A 15,911-nucleotide genomic window follows, 5' to 3' on the forward strand; every position below is an offset into this window, starting at 1 on the left:
CCGCCGAGCCGAGCGCCAGGGCGGCCGCGCCGCCGACCGCGAGGTACGGGGGTGCCGCCGGTCTCGGCCAGGTTCGCCGGGCTGCCGGCGGCCTGCGGCCGGTTCGGCCCGTCGGCGGCGGCCTGCGCGGCACGGTCCGCCGAGGCCGTGTCGCCGGCCGACCGCACGGCCGGGTCCGACACCGGGCTCGCGGCCGGGTCCGCCGACGCCGCGACGCGGGCGCCACCGGGTCCGCCGTGGTCCGGGCGTCGTCGTCCCCGTGGCCGTGGTGCCCGGCCGACGACCTGTCGGCACCGTCCTCGATCTGCCGCTCGGTCGGCGCGAAGTCGGCCGGCGCCGGGGCGGAGCCGCCGGACCTGGCGCGGCGGGACGGATCCCGTGGGCGGGAAGGGGCCCGTGGGGTGATCAGAAGCTTGCCGCAACGAACCGCGAAAACGCCGGTTGGAGGCGGTGCGGGGAGATCCTTATGCTCGCGTTGAGGGAGCGCTGAGGCTGCGCTCGGGTGGGTTCGGACAGGGAACCGGATGGGGGCGCACAGGGTATGGCGAACGAGGGGATCAGGGCGGCGTCCGCCGCCGACGTACCGGCCGTGACGGCGGTGACCGACGCGGCCTACCGCCCCTACATCGAGCGCATCGGAGTCGTCCCGGCGCCCATGGAGGCGGACCACGCGGCGAACGTGGCGGCGGGGAAGGTGTTCGTCGTCCGGGAGCCCGGAGCGGGCCGGGTGACGGGGCTCGTCGTGATCGAGGCGTGCACGGACCATCTCTTCCTCGACAGCATCGCCGTCCACCCCGACGCGCACGGCACGGGAGTGGGACGGCGGCTGCTGGAGTTCGTGGACACGCGCGCGCGTGCGCTGGGTCTGCCGGAGGTCAGGCTCTACACCAACGCGATGATGTGGGAGAACCAGAGAATTTATCCGCGGTTCGGCTACGAGGTCGTCGAGCGCCGCGTGGACGGGCCCTACGACCGCATCCACTACCGCAAGCGGCTGGTCTGACGCGTCTCATGGCCGGGCCGCCGGTCATGTGTCCGGCCACCACGTGCGTGCGACGTCCTTGCGGACCTCGGGTCGCCCGGCCGGACGCTCGTCGGCTTCCTCGCGGACGCGGCGGGCGTCCGTCTTCCTCAGGGGCTTCTGCACTGTCACTCGGCGCATGGCTGCCTCCTTCGAGGCCTTACCGGGTCCGTCTTCGTACGGAGCCAGGACCTTTCGGGCGAGAGTTGCTCATCGGCGCGGGTCTGTCTGTGGCGGCTGTCACCATTGGGTTGTCAGTGGCGGGTGTCACTCTGGGGTGCATGAGTGCGCATACGACGACCGACGGTGACGGGACGGCCCGGGCCGGGGTGGACTGGGACGCCCAGGCCGCCGTCTTCGACGAGGAGCCGGATCACGGGCTGCGCGACCCGGGGGTGCGCGCCGCCTGGGCCGAACGGCTGCGCGGCTGGCTGCCCGGGCGCCCCGCCGAGATCCTCGACCTCGGCTGCGGTACCGGCAGCCTGTCGCTCCTCGCCGCCGAGCAGGGGCACCGGGTGACCGGCGTCGACCTGTCCCCGGCCATGGTGGAGCGGGCCCGCGCGAAGCTCGCCGGCCGCGACGCGGCGTTCCTGGTCGGTGACGCGGCGGACCCGCCGGTGGGCGGGCAGCGTTTCGACGCCGTCCTGGTCCGGCACGTCCTGTGGGCACTGCCCGACCCCGCCCGCGCGCTGCGGCACTGGCAGGGGCTGCTGCGGCCGGACGGCCGGCTCGTCCTTGTCGAGGGTGTCTGGGGCACGCTCACCCCGGTCGGCATACCCCCGGACCGGCTGACCATGCTTCTTCGGCCACTCGCCTCCCACATCCACCTCGAGCCCCTGTCGGCCGACGCACGGCTGTGGGGCAGGGAGGTGGACGACGAGCGGTACGCGGTGGTGGCCTCGAACTGAGCCCGCGCGAGCCGCCGGTGCGGGATCAGGACAGCAGCGACTCGAAGCCGCCCTCGCGGGCCAGCCCCTCCAGCTCGTCGAGGGCGGCCAGAGCGGCGGCCGCGGCCCCGGGGTCGGCGTGTGCCAGACCGCTCGCCGCGAACTCGTCCTCGTCCAGACGCCGTACGTCCGTGCCGTCGGCGGAGCGCCACAGGTCCAGGTCGAGGTCCTCGACGACGAGGTCCGTGCCGGAGCGGGTGGCGGGGCGGGTGACGTCGCAGTACCAGCCCTTCAGCGCGCCCCCGGCGTCACGGACCTCCTTCACCGAGTACCAGCGGTTCCGCCAGTAGTGCTCGGTGAAGACGTCGCCCGGCTCGAAGCGTACGAAGCCGAAGTCGCGGGCGCCTTCGCCCGCCCACTCGGCCCGGACGGTGATGCGCGTGCCGTCGTCGGACACGAGCGCGCCCCGGTAGCGGATCTTGGTGCGGCCGCCCTTGACGAGGAAGACGTCCAGCTCCGTGGGCGCCTGCGGCCGGCCGCCGGTCTCAGCCGAGTTCGCGGACATGGCGCACCTCAGTCCCGCAGACCTCGTACCCGAACCACTCGTTGATCGCGATCATCGGCGCGTTGCCGGTGTCGTTGCCCGTGAACGCCTCCCTGTACCCGGCGGCCCGGGCGCGGTGCAGCGAGTCGTTCTTGGCGAGCTTGGCCAGGCCCCGGCCGCGGAAGGCGCGGGCGGTGCCCGTCATGGCCGTGCCGTACCGGGTGCCGCCGTCCGTACGGGCCGCGGTGAAGGCCACGGGACGGCCGTCGGCCACCGCCACGGACGTCAGCTCGGGGCTGAACAGCGGGTGCCGCCAGGTCTCCGCCAGCCAGGCCTCGTAGTCGGTGAACTCGTAGTCCACGTCGCTGGGTTCGTCCGCCACGGTCTCCGCGTCCAGCTCGAACAGGGGTCGCGGGTCGTCGGCGAAGTCCGTGCCCCGGCGCAGTTCCACGCCCGGCGGCGGGTCCTGCCGCGGCGGGAGGGCGCCGCCCGCCAGATCCAGCCGGAGGAAGTGCGCGCTCCGGCTCGCCCGGTAGCCGTGCCGCTCGGCGAAGGCGCGGTTGCCCGGCTCGTCCAGGACCCAGGAGTGCAGCCTGGTCGCCCCGTGCGCAGCCAGGTGTTCCTCGGCGGCCCGCACGAGGAGCGTGCCGGCGCCGCGGCGGGTGTGTTCGGGATGCACGTACACGTTGATGTTGCCCTGGCCGGGCTCGGTGCTCTCGTGGGACAGGTGCACCTGCGCGGTGCCGATCACCTCTTCGTCCGCCACGGCGACCAGGGGCCGGTAGTGGGCGTCGGGGTGCAGGTGGGTGAGTTCGTGGACGAGCGAGTCGGGGGTGACGAGTATGAACGGGAGCGCGAGGTGCCGTACGCGGGCGAAGCCCTCGAGGTCGGCCGGCGCGTCGGGGCGTAGGTCGCGAATGATCACGGTCATGGAGGGGCACGCTACGGCGGAGACCGGGCGGGGTGCCTCCCATTTTCCGCTGGGCCGTACGCGTACGCGTGCGGGACAATCACCCCGTGACCTTGAAGATCCACATCGAGGACGGCGCACCTCCCTACGAGCAGGTGCGGGCGCAGATCTCCGAGCAGGCGCGGTCGGGGGCGCTGCCGGTGGGTTACCGGCTGCCCACGGTGCGCGGGCTGGCCGAGTCGCTCGGGCTCGCGGCGAACACGGTCGCCAAGGCCTACCGGGCACTGGAGGCGGACGGCGTGATCGAGACGCGCGGACGCAACGGCACGTTCGTCGCCGCCGCGGACTCGGCGGCGGCGCGGGAGGCCGCGGCCGCCGCCCAGGCGTACGCCGAGCGGGTGCGACGGCTCGGACTCACCGAGGAGGACGCGCTCGCCGCCGTGCGGGACGCCCTGCGGGCGGCCTACGGGGAGCGGTAGGGAAGCGGCGGCCTCGACAGTCACCGGCCCGGCGGGACCTGCTGCCGGTCACCCGTGAGCGTCGGAGTGCGGGTCACCGCCAGGCCCGCGCTCCTGGCCGCCCGTGCGAACACCACCGCGTCCTGGACCGCCGCCCCCGTCGGGTCGTTGTTGAAGTAGGCGTACACGTCCCGCTCGCCCGGCCAGGTGGTGGCGATCCGGTCGACCCAGGTCTCCAGCGACCGCCGGCCGTAGTGCGGCCAGGCCCTGGCGCGGCCCACGTGGAAGCGGACGTACCCCCAGTCGGCCGTCCGCCACAGCGGTGTGACCGGGCGGGCGTGGGCGTCGGCCCAGCACAGGGCGGCGCCCCGGGCCTGCAGGACCTCGCGCACCCGTGGCGTCCACCACGACTCGTGGCGCGGCTCGACCGCGACCTGGGTGCCGGACGGGAAGCACGCCAGGCAGGCGTCCAGCAGTTCCGGATCCGCGCGCAGGGTCGGCGGGAGCTGGAGCAGCACCGGGCCCAGCCGGTCGCCGAGGCCCGCCGCGTGCGTCATCAGGCGGTGCACCGGCTCCTCGGGGTCCTTCAGCCGCTTGATGTGTGTGAGGTACCGGCTCGCCTTCACCGCGACCACGAAGTCCGTCGGAACCCGCTCCCGCCAGGCCTCGAAGGTCTCCCGCGCGGGCAGCCGGTAGAAGGCGTTGTTGACCTCCAGGGTGGCGAAGGCGGCGGCGTACTCCTCCAGCCACAGCCGCGTGGGGCACCCCTGCGGGTACAGCACGCCCCGCCAGTCCTTGTACTGCCAGCCCGACGTCCCGACGAACAGGGTCATAAGCCCATCAAAGCACCGGAGCCCGCACGGGGACCCGTCACAGGTACAGACCCGCGTCGGCACCCTCGCGCGGTTCCGGCAGCGCCGTCGGCGACGTGCCCCGCCGCAGCGCGTACAACTCGGCGAGGGTCGCCCCCTCGCGGCCCACCCCTTCCTCGGCGCCCAGCCAGTTCACCGCCTCCCGGCGGGTCAGCCGGCCCACCTCGATACGGGCCAGGCACCGGCCCGGGCGGACCACGGCCGGGTGCAGGCGCTCCAGGTCCTCGTTTGTCGTCACCCCGACCAGCACGTTGCGCCCCTGGCCGAGCAGGCCGTCGGTGAGGTTCAGCAGCCGGGACAGCGCCTGGCCCGCGGTGTGCTTGGCCTCGCCGCGGATCAGCTCGTCGCAGTCCTCCAGCAGGAGCAGCCGCCAGCGCCCCTTGCCCGCCGCGTCCTCCTCGCCGATGGCGATGTCCATGAGGTAGCCGACGTCGCTGAACAGCCGCTCCGGATCCAGTACGCAGTCCACCTGGCACCAGTCGCGCCAGGACCGGGCCAGGGTCCGCAGCGCCGAGGTCTTGCCCGTGCCCGGCGGGCCGTGCAGCAGGAGCAGCCGGCCCGCGATGTCCTCGGGGGTCGTCTTCATCAGCCGGTCCATGGCGTCCGCGACCGGGGCGGTGTAGTTCGGCCGGAGCTCGTCCCAGGTGCCCGCCGAGATCTGCCGGGTGGTGCGGTGCGGGCCGCGCCGGGGCGAGACGTACCAGAAGCCCATCGTCACGTTCTCCGGCTGCGGCTCCGGCTCGTCCGCGGCGCCGTCCGTCGCCTCCTCCAACACCTTCGCGGCCAGCTCGGCGCTGGTCGCGGTGACCGTGACGTCGGCGCCCCGGTTCCACCGGGAGATCAGCAGCGTCCAGCCCTCGCCCTCGGCGAGGGTCGCGCTGCGGTCGTCGTCGCGGGCCGCGCGCAGCACCCGGGCGTCCTTGGGCAGCAGAGTGGCGCCGGGGCGTACGCGGTCGATGTTCGCCGCGTGCGAGTACGGCTGCTCGCCCGTCGCGAAGCGGCCGAGGAGCAGCGCGTCGACGACGTCGGACGGCGAGTCGGAGTCGTCGACGGTGAGCCGGATCGGCAGAGCGTCGTGTGGGTTCGCGGACATGCCGCCATGATCTGTCACGCGGGCGCCCTGCGCACCCGGTTTCCCCCGCGCGCCATGTGCCCGGCGCTCCGGCGGAGTCCCGCGTGAGCCGAGCACGGCCGAACCCTGTCCCGCGGACGATTTCCGCCCTTACTGTTGTCCTTGATGAGACGTCATGGGGGGAATCCGAAGGCGGGGCGGTGGCGGCTCACCGCGCTGCTCGGCGTGGGAGTGACGGCGGTGGCCCTGGTCGTGGCCCTGCTCGGCACGCTTCCCGGCGGTGCGAGCACCGAGGGCACCACACGCGACGGCGACAAGGTGCACGGCACACCGGCGACCCCGCGGAACGCGGACGGGCCGGACGTCGGCTGGGGCTTCACCCACACCCAGTTCAGCGCCGACGAGGGCAGCGCCGCCGCGACCGGCCGGGTCGAGGGGCTGCTGTCGAAGGACGGCGGCCTGCCGCAGAACCAGGCGATCATGGGCTGGGGCGCGGACAACCCCGAGCCGGTCAGGGGGCGTTACGACTTCGAGGCGCTGGACCGGCGGATCGACTTCGTCCGCGCCTCGGGCGGCACTCCGGTGATCACGCTGTGCTGCGCGCCCGACTGGATGAAGGGCGGCCGGGCCGGCGTCGACAACACCGACTGGAGCCAGGCCGCCCTGGAGACCGCCCCGACCCGCGCCCACTACAAGGACTACGCGGAACTCGCCGCGACCGTCGCCAAGCGCTATCCGGACGTACGCCACTTCATCGTCTGGAACGAGTTCAAGGGCTTCTGGAACAACGCCGAGGGCCGCTGGGACTACGAGGGCTACACCGAGCTCTACAACCTCGTCCACAAAGCGCTCAAACAGGTCGATCCCAAGATCATGGTGGGCGGACCTTACCTGGTCATGGACAGTGTCGACCCGCGGCAGAAGCAGGACGCCTCGACCGTCCTGCGGGGCTCCTGGGGGGCCATGGACCAGCGGGTCCTGGACGCCTTCGCCTACTGGAACGAGCACAAGGCGGGCGCCGACTTCGTCGTCGTGGACGGCTCCAGCTACACCAAGGACGACGACCTGCTGCCCGACGAGTTCCGCGCCACCGACAAGCTCACCGACGTCGGCCGGTGGGTGCGGCGGCAGACGGGCGGCCTGCCGCTGTGGTGGGCCGAGTACTACGTCGAGCCCGCCGATCGCAACGACGACCGCAAGGAGTGGTCCGAACCGCACCGCGTCGCCGTCCAGGCCGCCGGCCTGATCGCCATGGCCAAGGGCGGTGCCTCCACCGGCTTCTACTGGAACCCCGAGAACCGTACGGGCGACTGCCCCGGCTGCCTGTGGACCCCGACCGACACCTCCGGCGGCGGCCGGGCGCTGCCCATGTACGACCTGGTCTCCCGTTTCAACCGGGCGTTCCCGCCGGGCACCAGGCACCAGCCGGTGTCCGTCGCCCCCGACGACGTGCCCAACGTGCGCGTCCTGGCCGACGACAGGACGGTCCTGGTGGTCAACACCCTGAACCGTACGATCAGCGCGCAGATCGACGGCAGGCGCTTCGACATGAAGGCGTACGAGGTGAAGTGGCTCCGGCGGTGATCCGCCGGAAGCGCTCCACCCGCCCTACGCTCAGCCGCCTCCCATCGTCAGGAACCGCTGCACCAGTGAGGCGAACAGCACCGCCAGCAGCGGCAGCGAGAACCAGAAGCTGCTCTGCAGCCACCGCAGCCGGCGCACACTGGGCCGTATCGCGACCCGGACGACCTCCCGGGCCGTCAGCATCACGGTCAGCGCCAGCGCCGCGAGCCCGCCGACGACCGACCACGGCGTCCACGTCACCCTCGGCCCGATCGGCCCCGGATCCGGCTCGGGCACGGGCCCGGCGGGCTGCTCGCGCAACTCGTACAGGGTCACGTCGCCGTTGCCGAGGACCTTCCTCAGCTCCCGACGGCCGTCGAGGTGGCGCACCAGCCGCGACTCCCAGGTGGCCGAGTAGCCCACGTCCATCCGCAGATACGTCACCTGACTGCGGTTGATCATCAGGTACGAGTTGGGCCCCGCGTCCTCGAGCGACTTGACCAGGCCGGAGACCAGCACCGGGTCGGTCGGTGCCAGGGTGGGCACATAGTCGACGCGCTCCATGTCCCGTGCGCCCCAGGGCATGGCCGGAGTGACGTTGGTGGCGGGGTCGTTGCTCAGCCACAACAGCCGTACCGTCGGCCTGTCGTGGGCGTACACGTAGTCCATGGCCGCGACCTCGCCGGGCCGGATCCGCTCGAAGGTCTCGTTGCCCCAGCGGGCGACCAGGAAGCCGCCCATGAGCAGCAGGCCCGCCATCAGCGCGGCCAGCGGCGCCAGGCTCACCCGGTCCCTGTCCCGTTCCTCCGCGGTGGCGCCGGTGCGTGGGAAGAGCGCGAGCGCGGCCAGCAACGCGGCCCCGGGCAGGGCGAACATGAAGACCCGCAGCGCCATCTCGCCGCCGTAGGACTGCATGCCGAAGCCGAGGAACGGGACGAAGGTGAGCACCAGCAGGGACCGCTCGCGGTACTTGTTCTCGCGCCGCCGCCACCAGCCCCAGCAGGCGAAGGCCATCACGGAACCGGCCAGCAGCACGCGTGCGTACAACACCAGTTCGTGGGTCGAGTCGCCGCCCTGGATCCGGCCCGAGACGGACGTCGAGACATTGCTGCCGACCCCGCCGACCCCGCCGAACAGCTCGTCGAAGTGCCCGGACCAGTACGGCTCGGCCATGAAGCCCAGCCAGAAGGCCGCCAGCACCGCGAACAGCACGGGCAGGCCGCGCAGTTCGGACCTGCGGACCAGAACCAGCACAGCCAGCACGCCCAGCATCACGAACGGGGTGAGCTGGTGCGCCGGGACGCTGGCTGCGAACAGGCCGATCACCACCAGGAGCAGCACCGTCCGCTGCCGTCGGCCGGCCGGCTCCACCTCCGCCTCGCCCGGCCGGACCTTGGTCCACAGCATCCGCGGCGCCCGGAACCAGACGAGGAGGATCGCCACGAAGGCGAGGTACAGCAGATAGGTGAAGCCCTGCGGGGAGAAGTAGTCCTGGCCCACCCAGCCGCTGAGCACGAAGATCCACACGCCGGTCCATCTGGCCCGCCAGCTCGCCCGCAGCGAGCGGGTCAGCAGGAACATGGGGGGCAGGTAGAGCAGTTGGATGGTCAGCGGCCACCAGCGGATGACCTCAGTGAAGTCGCTCAGACCGCACGCGCGGGCGACGAAGGCGGCCACCGCGAAGAACCCGGGCCAGCTCCACCGCGCGTCCAGGTCCGGTACGGCCGATCCGGTGCGGTCGATGAAGTCGATGAAGCCGAGGTGCTGCCAGGCGGTGGCGAAGCGCGGCTCGCTCTCGATCACCGCGGGCAGCGCGTGCAGGGAGACTACGGTGGTGACCAGGGTGACCAGCAGCAGCGCCCGGTGCTCGCGGCGCAGCCACAGCAGCGCGGCGAACACCCCGGTCAGCAGCGCGGCGCCGGCCAGGGTCGGCAGCGGCAGCACCGAGACGAGGCCGAGTCCGCCCATCCGGTCCAGGTCGGAGTCGTCCAGGCGCAGCGCGGGCACCCAGTACAGCAGCAGTGCCGTGGTCAGCAGGCAACCGAGCAGGACGCCGGCCCGGGTGGGCGCGAGACGCTCGCGCCAGGACCGCTCGGGCCCGCCCTGTGCGAGAAGGGCGTCCTCCGCCGCGGCCCCCTCCGCCGCGGCATCCCGCGCCGGGGCCGCCGCCTCCGGCATGACGGCCCGCTCGCCGGTGGTGTACGGACCGTCCGGTACGACGGCCCGCTCCTCCGCCCCGAACGGGGCGTCCACCTCCCGCTCGGCCGGCCGCAGCTCCTCCACCGGCAGCCCCAGCGGCTCCGGCCCGTGCGGCCCGGTGGGCGGTCGTCCGGGGTTCGCCCGGGCGGTGCCGGTGGGCGGGGTGCCCGGTCCGGGCCGTACGTCCGGCCGGCGTTCCACGTGGTCGAAGTCGACGTGGACGCCCAGGGCGAGGGTGTCGGAGTCCAGTGCCCAGGCGGGCCGCCGGTGCGGTGCGGCCCCGGCGGGGACCTCGCGCGCCCCCAGGTCGGCGAGGTCCCCGTCGGGTGCCGCGTCGTCGGGGACGTCGGCGGCGGGCGCTGCCCTGACGGTCCGGTACAGCTTCGGCGCGGCGATCGCGACGATCACGGCGAGGCTGGAGATCTCCGCGACGCCGGCGCCGGTCAGCCCCATCCGGGGGAGCAGCAGCACCGTCAGACCCAGCACCAGCACGCACAGCAGGCCCTGGAGCCAGGCCAGTCCGGCGGTACGGCTCTGGGCGCGCAGCACCGCGAAGTACGTCTCCATCACGACCCGCAGCAGCGCGCCGACGGCGAACCAGCGCAGCAGCGGGGTGGCGGCGTGCGCGTAGCCCTCGCCGAAGACGTGCAGGATGTACGGGGCCAGCAGGAACAGCAGCCCGCAGATGGGCAGCATGATGCGCACCATCCGCTTCAGCGCCGCGCGGGTGTTGGCGGCCAGCCGGGCCGGGTCGTGCGACCCCTCGACGGTCAGCGAGGCACCCATGTTGATGGCGAGCAGGTTGACCGTGCCGCCGATCGTGGTCGTGACGTAGAAGTACGCGTTGTCCGCGGAGCTGACCTGCGCGGCGATGATCACCGGCACCAGGTAGACGACCGCGAGGGAGAACAGCGAGCCGGTGTAGTCGCCCGCCAGGAACCGCCCGAGCTCCTTCGCCGTCGGCGGTGTGGCGTGGTCCTCGGTCGCCCGCACGTGCCGGGGCACCAGGCGCCGGAACACCAGCCAGCCCAGCGGCACGATGGAGAAGGCGATCGCCGCCACCCAGGAGACGAAGACGCCGGTCGTCGGGATCGCGGCGGCGAGCCCCACCAGCAGGGCCAGCTTCACCGCCGAGAACACGGTGTTGCCCACCGGGACCCAGGGCGCGCTGCGCAGCCCGGTGAGCACCCCGTCCTGGAGGGTGAGCAGGTTCCACGCCATGACGGCGACGACGAAGCCGAGGCCGTGGGCGAGGCCGTGCAGGAAGCGGTACGACGGCCCCCACACGTCGAGAGTGAGCAGGAACACTCCGGCCGCGCACGCAACGATCAGCGAACTGCCCACGTACGTACGGGCGATGAGATGCCCGGTGGCGCGGCCGGAGATCGGGATGAAGCGGGCCAGGGCCCCGGTGAGCGTGACCGCGGTCAGCCCGGCGAGGAGCTTCATGGCGGCGATGGCGGCCGAGCCCTGGCCGACCGCGTCATCGGAGTAGTAGCGGGCGGCGACCAGCCAGTAGCCGAGGCCCAGCACCGCGGAGATCCCGGTGTTGAGCATCAACGCGTAGGCGTTGCGGAACAGCGGGTTGCCGCCGGGGGACCGGCCCCGTCCGGGCAGCCGCAGACGGCGCCCCGGCTGCTCGGGCGCCTCGGGCCCGGTGGCCGATGCCTCGGTGGTGGTGGTCGTGTCAGACACGGGTACGGATGGCCTTCCGGCGGACCTGTCTGGCTCTGCGGACCATGGCGTAGCCCTTGGTGAGGGCGCGGTCCCTGGCGAAGTTCCGGGTGATCGCGCGGCCCTCGACGATCCGCTCGAACTCCTCGGTGGTGGTGCTGCGGCGCACGGTGAGCCGTTGCAGGGCGTACGGGCCCTGCCGCTGGCGGGCCAGGGCGTTGCCGACGGCGAGGGCCTGGGTGAAGCCCGCCGCCCGCACCCGGGCCCGCACCCGGCGGCTGGAGTAGCCGTAGGGATAGGCGAACGATTGGGGGACGGTGCCCAGTTCACCGGCGACGATCTCCTTGCAGCGGATCAGCTCCGACCACAGGGTGTCGTCGTCGAGCTGGTCGAGCTGCGGATGGGTGTGGCTGTGCCCGCCGATCTCGACCCCGCCGGCCGCGAGTTCGCGCACCTGGTCCCAGTCGAGCATGGTGTCCAGGCCCCCGCCGGTGTCGTGGGCGCCCCGGATCCAGCCCGTGGAGACGAACAGCGTGGCGGGGAAGCCGTAGTGGGCCAGCGTCGGCAGGGCGTAGCGGTGCACGCCCTCGTAGCCGTCGTCGAAGGTGATCAGGAGGGGGTCCGCAGGCAGCGGCGGCTGGCCCGTGCCACGCCAGTGCTCGGCCAGCCGGGCCGTGGTGACCGGCTGGAAGCCCCGGTCCTTGAGCACGGCCATCTGCTCCGCGAACGCCTCCGGTGTCACGGACAGCTCGCGGGTGGCCTCGTTGGGCTCCGGCGCGACCGCGTGGTACATGAGCACCGGCACGGGTGCGCTGGTACGGCCGTTCATGCGGTGCGTCCCCCCTCGTCCTGCCCGGTTCCCCCGCTCCTCCGGGTCTGCCCGGTCCTCCCGCTCCGCGGGGTCTGCGCGATCCTCGCCACCGAGAACGTCGCTCCGCCCCGCCGGGCCCTGACGCTGCCGACGGCATAGCCGCCCGCGGCCGTGAGCACACCGGCGACGATCGCGCCGGCCCGGCCCGCGCCGCCCGGCCGGGCCAGCAGCGCGTCCCGCAGCCCGCGGGCCACCCCGGCGGGCAGCACCCGGGTGCTGTAGCGGCGCTCGGACTCGAGGCCCCTCTGCGCGCCGACGCTCCGCGCGACCAGCGCCTTGGACAGGCCCTCGGCGTAGGCGCGGGTGCGGAAGTAGCGGAAGTGCTCGCGCGCCTCGGGCACCCGGTGGTGGATGACCGCCCGGTCGTCGATCAGGAGGACCGCGTCCGGCCGGGCCCGGGAGAGCCGGATGCACAGCTCCGTCTCCTCGCAGCCCAGCGGGCGCTTGTCGCCGTCGCGGCCGATACCGGTGGCGAAGCCGCCCGCCGCGTCGAACGCCGTGCGCCGGAAGGAGGCGTTGCCGCCGAGCACGTTGCGCACCCGGACCCGGCCGGGCGGCAGGCCGCGGTAGGTGCAGCCCACCACCCAGTCGAACTCCTCCGGGAACCAGGCCGGCCGGCGGCCCGACGCCCAGACCGGAACGGTCCGGCCGCCGACGGCCATGACCCGCGGGTCCGCGTACCCCTCGGCGAAGTGCCGCAGCCAGTCCCGCTCGGCCACGGCGTCGTCGTCGAGGAAGGCGATGATCTCGCCGCGGGAGGCGGCGATGCCCGTGTTGCGGCCGGCGGACAGGCCGCGCGGGCCCGCGTTGGCGAGCACCCGCACCTCGCCGCCGTCCTGGTACTCCTTGTACTCCTTGGCCAGCCTCTCCAGCAGCGCCGGGTTGTGGTCCACCACCAGGAGGGTCTCCAGGGCCGGCCGGGACTGCGCCCGCACCGAGGAGACCGCCGCGAGGATGTCCTCCCAGCGGTCCGCGGTGTAGACGCAGATCACGACGGAGACGCCGAGACCGCTCAAGACGCCTCTCCCCGCACCGCGTCGAGCATCGGGGACCGGCGGGCCTGGCGGCGCAGTTCACGCCGGTTGGAGCGCTCCTCGAGGATCACCTTCAGCACCCGCAGCCCGTCGCGCAGGGCGCGCAGATTGCTGGCGCCGTGGATGCGCAGGTACTCGTGGCTGGGAATCTCCTGCACCTTCAGTCCGGCCTTGACCACTCTGATGTTCATCAGCGTCTCGACCTCGAAGCCGGTGCAGTCCAGCTCGATCTTGTCCAGGCAGTGCCGCCAGAACGCGTTGTACCCGTAGCACAGGTCGGTGTAGCGGGCGCCGAACTTGCGGTTTACCACGGCGCACAGTGCCCGGTTGCCGAGCTTGCGGATGAAGGTCATGTCGTCGGTGCCGCCGCCGTTGGCGAACCGGGAGCCCTTGGCGAAGTCCGCGCCCGAGACCAGGGCGGAGACGTAGGAGACGATCTCGCCGCCGTCGGCCGAGCCGTCCGCGTCGACCATCACGATGATGTCGCCGGTGCACTCCTCGAAGCCGGTGATCAGGGCATCCCCCTTGCCCTTGCCGCGCTGCCCGACGACCTTCACCTTGGGCCACAGTTCCCGGGCCACTTCGACGGTGTCGTCGGTGGAATTGCCGTCCACGAGAACCACTTCGTGAATCCACTCCGGGAGCGTCTTGAAGACGTAGGGCAGATTCTCCGCCTCGTTCATGGCCGGGATCACCACGCTCACCGGCGGTGTGATGGCCAGGTGCGAGGAGATGGGCCGGTATTCCGCGGCGAGCGTCGGATCCTGTCCCGACGAAGGCGAGCGCAGAACGGAGCTCATGAGTCGTGTTCCCTCTCGTCCGGCGGACCGCCCGCCCCTCGGGCGGCCCGGCTGTGTATCCGGTTCGAAAGGGGGGTTGATCACCCGGGGCACGCCGGAACGGCTCTCCGAACACCCCGGGTGAGCTGGCAAAGCTGGCCGGCGTGCCGGAAGAACGGCAGCCGGTCGCGCGGCACGGCTCGGTCACACCTGCGGTCACCGAGCACGGCACCCCCCTACCGCGCTCCGCGCCGGAACGTCTCGGCCCTGAGCCCTCCCCTTGAGCCGCTTGCCGACGGTCCGATGCGGGTGAGATGTACGACGGTATTGACGATTGAACCAGTATGGCAAGACCTGCAACGAGGCCTCACGTTTTTGATGCTTTTGCCGTAACACAACCCTCTACGCACTGTTCATCGCCTGGAACGGATTTGTCCCATGCGTTTGAGGATCCTGTCCGCGGGCTCGAACAGTTCCGGCCGCGACTGCACCGCGTTGCGCAGCGCCCGGACCGGGGCGCGGCGCGCCCGGTGCCCGACCGCCACCGGGTGACGGCGGGTCACCCACCCTTCGGACACGCTGAGTTCGCGTGTCTTCAGGGAGTCCTTGTACTCCTTCTGGCCCCGGCCGAGATCCAGGTACGCGATGCCGTCGGCGGCGGCCGCCTCGGCCATGCGCAGATGCAGGATCAGCCCCGGGGAGAACTTCGCGAACGCCGGGTCGTAGGCCGGGAACCAGCAGGCCAGCACCCGTTCGGTGCGCAGCCCGAAGTGGGCGGCGGCCGGCCGGCCGTCCGCGTACAGCACCGACAGGATCCCCGCGAAGGGGTCGGAGCGGGTGTGGAACAGCTGGGTGACCAGGCGGGTGATCCAGTCGTGTGCGAAGCGGTCGCTGCGCCCGGTCCGCCGGTACTGCGCGGACTTCCAGGCCATCAGCCTGCGCAGCGCGGCGGGGTCGCGCTCGTCGTGGACGTAGCGCACCGGGCCCATGTCACGGCCCAGCCTGCGCTCCTTGGCGAGCGTGGTCCGGGTGAACTTCGGCGAGCGCGCGCGCAGTTCGCGCACATAGGCGTCGTAGCCCCCGTCGACGTCCATGACCGGGGACGGGAAGCTGCCGGAGGCTCCCGCCTCGAACGGCTCCTGGCCCGCCACCAGGTGGTCGAACTCCCAGACTGCCAGTGAGCAGGCCCGCAGCAGCTCACGGGCGTCCCAGGTGAAGCCGGGCCGGTGCACCAGGCCCTGGCAGTCGGAGACGCCGAGCCCGACGGCCCGGCCGACGCCGGTGGCCGATCTCTGGAACGGGAAGAACGCGGCGGGCTCGCCGTCCTCGCGCACCACGGCGATCCGCACCCCGCGTCTGCACCGGCCCACCGCGAGCGCGAACTCGGGGGACAGGAAGGGGTTCGCCAGCTCCTCCGCACCGTGCAGATGAGCCTTGGACTGCATCGCGGTCCACGCCGCCCGGTCGGCGGCGGTCAGCTCGCCGGGGCGGTACACGCTGATGTCCACGTCAGGAGCCCTGTCTTCTCGCCGTACGGCCGCGCTGCCGCCGCACCAGAACCAGCAGGAGAACGAGGGAGCTGAACGCGGTGACGGCCAGCAGTCCGCCGCTGACGGACCATCGGTGCACGGCCAGCAACCCCTGGGCCACCAGCATGTCGAGGGCGACCGCGCCCGCCACTGAGACGAGGGCGCGGCCGAAAGGATCCAGCCCGCGCAGCGCGGCGGCGATGGCCGCGGCCGGCGCCGCGAGCAGGAAGAACAGCGCCAGCGGACCGCGCAGAGGGGAGCCGGAGCCGGTCAGCGCGAGCACCGCACCGATCCCCCCGGCTGCCGTCGCGGCGCCCGCGAGCAGCGGTGACAGGTCCCTCCCCGGCCCTGGCCGCGCCCGCTGTGTGCCCGGTGTTGAAGCTGTCTTGATGCGTATGGTCTGCATTGGCGACTTTGCCCCCCGAAGCGCCGGATGCCGGGCTTCAATGTCGCGCAGCCCGCCGCGCCCGTCAAGATGCGGAAGCCGCCCGTACGGGT

At 72.8% G+C, this 15,911-nt stretch carries 15 protein-coding genes; 4 read left to right on the plus strand and 11 right to left on the minus strand.

The window, feature by feature from the left end:
• Positions 1–541: 541 nt before the first annotated feature.
• Positions 542–1,003, plus strand: a complete 462-nt coding sequence (locus tag ACFY4A_RS05080; protein WP_390828003.1) for a GNAT family N-acetyltransferase — start codon at positions 542–544, stop codon at positions 1,001–1,003.
• A 24-nt stretch (positions 1,004–1,027) separates the two neighbouring features.
• Here ACFY4A_RS05080 and ACFY4A_RS05085 read toward each other — a convergent pair whose 3' ends face one another.
• Positions 1,028–1,162, minus strand: a complete 135-nt coding sequence (locus ACFY4A_RS05085; protein ID WP_390828004.1) for a hypothetical protein — start codon at positions 1,160–1,162, stop codon at positions 1,028–1,030.
• A gap of 140 nt (positions 1,163–1,302) precedes the next feature.
• Between ACFY4A_RS05085 and ACFY4A_RS05090 the strand changes: the two genes are divergently transcribed.
• On the plus strand, positions 1,303–1,929 hold the full coding sequence (locus ACFY4A_RS05090) for a class I SAM-dependent methyltransferase (RefSeq protein WP_390828005.1): 627 nt from the start codon (positions 1,303–1,305) through the stop codon (positions 1,927–1,929).
• Positions 1,930–1,954: 25 nt separating this feature from the next.
• Here the strand turns inward: ACFY4A_RS05090 and ACFY4A_RS05095 are convergent, their stop codons facing one another.
• Together ACFY4A_RS05095 and ACFY4A_RS05100 are read right to left on the minus strand one after the other, a co-directional pair.
• Positions 1,955–2,473 carry a DUF402 domain-containing protein gene (locus ACFY4A_RS05095; RefSeq protein WP_390828006.1) on the minus strand — a complete coding sequence of 173 codons (519 nt, stop codon included), beginning with the start codon at positions 2,471–2,473 and terminating at the stop codon, positions 1,955–1,957.
• A complete protein-coding gene (locus ACFY4A_RS05100; RefSeq protein WP_390828007.1) occupies positions 2,454–3,383 on the minus strand; it encodes a GNAT family N-acetyltransferase in 930 nt (309 codons plus the stop codon). Before ACFY4A_RS05100 ends, ACFY4A_RS05095 begins: the two co-directional genes overlap by 20 nt.
• 86 nt (positions 3,384–3,469) lie before the next feature.
• On the opposite strand from ACFY4A_RS05100, the gene ACFY4A_RS05105 reads away from it, so the two are divergent.
• A complete protein-coding gene (locus ACFY4A_RS05105; RefSeq protein ID WP_390828008.1) occupies positions 3,470–3,841 on the plus strand; it encodes a GntR family transcriptional regulator in 372 nt (123 codons plus the stop codon).
• A 20-nt stretch (positions 3,842–3,861) separates the two neighbouring features.
• Here ACFY4A_RS05105 and ACFY4A_RS05110 read toward each other — a convergent pair whose 3' ends face one another.
• Both ACFY4A_RS05110 and ACFY4A_RS05115 read right to left on the minus strand, forming a co-directional pair.
• Positions 3,862–4,653 carry a DUF72 domain-containing protein gene (locus ACFY4A_RS05110; RefSeq protein ID WP_390828009.1) on the minus strand — a complete coding sequence of 264 codons (792 nt, stop codon included), beginning with the start codon at positions 4,651–4,653 and terminating at the stop codon, positions 3,862–3,864.
• Positions 4,654–4,690: 37 nt separating this feature from the next.
• A complete protein-coding gene (locus tag ACFY4A_RS05115) occupies positions 4,691–5,785 on the minus strand; it encodes a DUF5925 domain-containing protein (protein ID WP_390828010.1) in 1,095 nt (364 codons plus the stop codon).
• A gap of 144 nt (positions 5,786–5,929) precedes the next feature.
• Between ACFY4A_RS05115 and ACFY4A_RS05120 the strand changes: the two genes are divergently transcribed.
• Positions 5,930–7,348 (plus strand): xylan 1,4-beta-xylosidase, encoded by a 1,419-nt coding sequence (locus ACFY4A_RS05120; RefSeq protein WP_390828011.1) that lies wholly within the window; start codon positions 5,930–5,932, stop codon positions 7,346–7,348.
• 30 nt (positions 7,349–7,378) lie between these two features.
• Here the strand turns inward: ACFY4A_RS05120 and ACFY4A_RS05125 are convergent, their stop codons facing one another.
• The 6 genes from ACFY4A_RS05125 to ACFY4A_RS05150 all read right to left on the minus strand — a co-directional run bounded on the left by ACFY4A_RS05125 (position 7,379) and on the right by ACFY4A_RS05150 (position 15,696).
• On the minus strand, positions 7,379–11,221 hold the full coding sequence (locus ACFY4A_RS05125; RefSeq protein WP_390828012.1) for a lipopolysaccharide biosynthesis protein: 3,843 nt from the start codon (positions 11,219–11,221) through the stop codon (positions 7,379–7,381).
• Positions 11,214–12,029 (minus strand): polysaccharide deacetylase family protein, encoded by an 816-nt coding sequence (locus ACFY4A_RS05130; RefSeq protein WP_390828013.1) that lies wholly within the window; start codon positions 12,027–12,029, stop codon positions 11,214–11,216. Before ACFY4A_RS05130 ends, ACFY4A_RS05125 begins: the two co-directional genes overlap by 8 nt.
• A complete protein-coding gene (locus ACFY4A_RS05135; RefSeq protein ID WP_390828014.1) occupies positions 12,026–13,087 on the minus strand; it encodes a glycosyltransferase family 2 protein in 1,062 nt (353 codons plus the stop codon). The genes ACFY4A_RS05130 and ACFY4A_RS05135 overlap by 4 nt, the downstream gene beginning before the upstream one ends.
• Entirely contained in the window at positions 13,084–13,905 is an 822-nt protein-coding gene (locus tag ACFY4A_RS05140) for a glycosyltransferase family 2 protein (protein ID WP_390828015.1), read from the minus strand. Before ACFY4A_RS05140 ends, ACFY4A_RS05135 begins: the two co-directional genes overlap by 4 nt.
• A gap of 392 nt (positions 13,906–14,297) precedes the next feature.
• The gene (locus ACFY4A_RS05145) at positions 14,298–15,392 is read right to left on the minus strand and encodes a GNAT family N-acetyltransferase (protein WP_390828016.1); all 1,095 of its coding nucleotides are present in this window, start codon (positions 15,390–15,392) and stop codon (positions 14,298–14,300) included.
• A gap of 1 nt (position 15,393) precedes the next feature.
• Positions 15,394–15,696, minus strand: coding sequence for a hypothetical protein (locus tag ACFY4A_RS05150; RefSeq protein ID WP_390828017.1), 303 nt, complete (start codon positions 15,694–15,696; stop codon positions 15,394–15,396).
• Positions 15,697–15,911 lie beyond the last annotated feature (215 nt).

This window comes from Streptomyces sp. NPDC001292 (assembly GCF_042896465.1).
Classification (GTDB): Bacteria; Actinomycetota; Actinomycetes; order Streptomycetales; family Streptomycetaceae; genus Streptomyces.